Genomic DNA, 2,958 nt, shown 5'->3' with positions numbered 1-2,958 from the left:
GCCGTACTGCGCGGCCTGGTCCGCTCCGGCGGCCGCCGCCGCGCCGGCACCGCGGGCGTCGCCCGGGCCGGGCTGGCCGAACGCCTCGCCGGGCTCCCCGACGACGACCGGGGCCCGTTCCTGGTCGAGCTGGTCCGTACCGAGGCCGCGACCGTGCTCGGCCTCGGCTCCGGGGACGGCGTCGACGCCCGTCACGAGTTCCGCCGGATCGGGTTCGACTCGCTCACCGCGATCGAGCTGCGCAACCGGCTGGGCAGCGCGTCCGGGCTCACCCTGCCCGCGACGCTGATCTTCGACTACCCGACCCCGGAGCGGCTGGCCGCCTACCTGCTCGAGGAGCTCGCGGGCGAGGACACCGGCCCCGTCGGCGACGGCCCCGTGGTCGCCCGCGCCGACGCCGACGACCCGGTCGTGGTCGTCGGGATCGGCTGCCGGTTCCCCGGCGGCGTGGGCTCCCCGGAGCAGCTGTGGGACCTCGTCGCGAACGGCACCGACGCGATCACCGGCTTCCCACCGGACCGCGAGTGGGACCGGCACCCGCCGCTGGGTGGCGGTGAGCCCGCCGACCTCACCGGCCAGGGCGGGTTCCTCGACGACATCGCGGGCTTCGACGCGGAGTTCTTCGGTATCGCCCCGCGTGAGGCGCTGGCCATGGACCCGCAGCAGCGGATCCTGCTGGAGGTCGCGTGGGAGGCCGCCGAGCGCGCCGGGATCGACCCGCACACGCTGCGCGGCAGCCGTACCGGGGTGTTCATGGGGGTGTCCGGTCAGGACTACTCCGGCCTGGTGATGCGCTCCGCCGACGACATCGCGAGCCACGCGACCACCGGCCTCGCCGTCAGCGTCGTGTCCGGGCGGCTCGCCTACGTCCTCGGCCTCGAGGGCCCCGCGCTCTCGGTCGACACCGCCTGCTCCTCGTCGCTGGTGTCCCTGCACCTCGCGGCGGCCGCACTGCGGTCGGGCGAGTGCGACATGGCACTCGCCGGCGGCGTCACCGTGATGACGACCCCCGCGAACTTCACCGGGTTCTCCCGGATGGGCGGTCTGGCGGGCGACGGGCGCTGCAAGGCGTTCTCCGACTCCGCCGACGGCACGGGCTGGTCCGAGGGAGCGGCCGTGCTCACCCTCGAACGGCTCTCCGCCGCGCGCCGCCACGGGCACCGGGTACTCGCCGTGGTCCGCGGGTCCGCGGTCAACCAGGACGGTGCCTCGAACGGGCTCACCGCCCCGAACGGGCCCGCCCAGCAGCGGGTCATCCGTCAGGCGCTGGCCGACGCCGGTCTGGAGCCCGGTGACGTCGACGCCGTCGAGGCGCACGGCACCGGCACCCCGCTGGGCGACCCGATCGAGGCCCAGGCCCTGCTCGCCACCTACGGCCGGGACCGGGACCCGCAGCGGCCGCTGCTGCTGGGCTCGGTTAAGTCCAACATCGGGCACACCCAGTCCGCGGCGGGCGCCGCCGGACTCATCAAGATGATCATGTCGATGGCGCACGGGGAGCTGCCGCGGACCCTGCACGTCACCGAGCCGTCCTCGCACGTGGACTGGTCCGACGGCACCGTCGCCCTGGTCACCGAGCGGACCCCGTGGCCGGAGACCGGACACGCCCGCCGCGTCGGGGTGTCGTCGTTCGGGATCAGCGGCACGAACGCCCACGTGGTGCTCGAACAGCCGCCCGTCACGCAGCCGGCACCTCCGGACGCCGCCACCCCGGATGCCGCCGCCCCGGACGCCGCCGCCCCGGAAGTCGTCGCCTGGCCGGTGTCCGCCCGGACCGAGGCCGCCCTCGACGCCGCCGCCCCGGAAGTCGTCGCCTGGCCGGTGTCCGCCCGGACCGAGGCCGCCCTCGACGCCCAGCTCGACCGCCTGCGCACCGCCGTTCCCGGCCTGACCCCGACCGCCGTCGCGCGCACCCTCGCCACCGGACGGGCCCTGTTCGAGCACCGCGCCGTGCTGCTCGCCGGGCCCGGCGGGACCACCGAGGCCGCCCGCGGCGCCGCCGCCACCCGCGGCACCGCGTTCCTGTTCTCCGGACAGGGCGCCCAGCGCCTGGGCATGGGCCGGGAGCTGCACGCCCGGTTCCCGGTGTTCGCCGACGCGTTCGACGAGGCCGTCGCCCTGCTCGACGCCGAGCTGGGCGGCACGCTGCGCGACGTCGTGTGGGGCGAGGACCCGGACGCCCTGGACCGCACCCGGCACACCCAGCCGGCGCTGTTCGCCCTCGAGGTGGCCCTGTACCGGCTCGTCACCTCCTGGGGGATCCGGCCCGGCCGGCTCGCGGGCCACTCGATCGGTGAGATCGCCGCCGCGCACGTCGCCGGGGTGTTCTCCCTCGCCGACGCGTGCCGCCTGGTCGCCGCCCGCGCCCGCCTGATGGACGCACTGCCCGCGGGCGGCGCGATGACCGCCGTCGAGGCCGGCGAGGACGAGGTGACCCCGCTGCTCACCGACGGCGTCGCGATCGCGGCGGTGAACGGGCCCGCGGCCGTCGTCGTGTCCGGGGCGGCCGCCGAGGTCGACGCCGTCGCCGCCGAGCTGGCCGCCCGCGGCAGGCGCACCACCGCGCTGCGGGTCAGCCACGCCTTCCACTCGCCGCTGATGGACCCGGTCCTCGACGAGTTCCGTGCCGTCGTCCGGGACCTCGGCTACGAGCTGCCCGCGATCCCGGTCGTGTCGCTGCTCGCCGGGGCGGGATCGCCGCACGACCTGGCCACCCCGGAGCACTGGGTGCGCCACGTCCGGGAGGCGGTCCGCTTCGCCGACGGCCTGGCGACCCTGACCGCGGGCGGGGCCACCGCGTTCCTGGAGATCGGTCCGGACGGCGTGCTGTCCGCGCCGGCCCGCGCCGTGCTCCCCGCGGTCGGCGACGACGCCGCCGTCGTCACCCCGGCCCTGCGCGCCGGGCACGGCGAACCGGCCGCGCTGCTCACCGCGCTCGCCCGCCTGCACGTGGCCGGG

1 protein-coding gene is annotated in these 2,958 nt (G+C 76.9%); it reads left to right on the top strand.

Annotated features, from left to right (window positions below; all coding sequences use genetic code 11):
* On the top strand, positions 1-2,958 hold a 2,958-nt coding region (locus NH602_RS29745; protein WP_253069550.1), incomplete at both ends, for a type I polyketide synthase.

The sequence above is a fragment of the Pseudonocardia sp. McavD-2-B genome, assembly GCF_024124365.1.
GTDB lineage: Bacteria > Actinomycetota > Actinomycetes > Mycobacteriales > Pseudonocardiaceae > Pseudonocardia > Pseudonocardia alni.
Note: the sequence above shows the minus strand (reverse complement) of the source record. Positions and strands in the feature narration are given on the sequence as shown.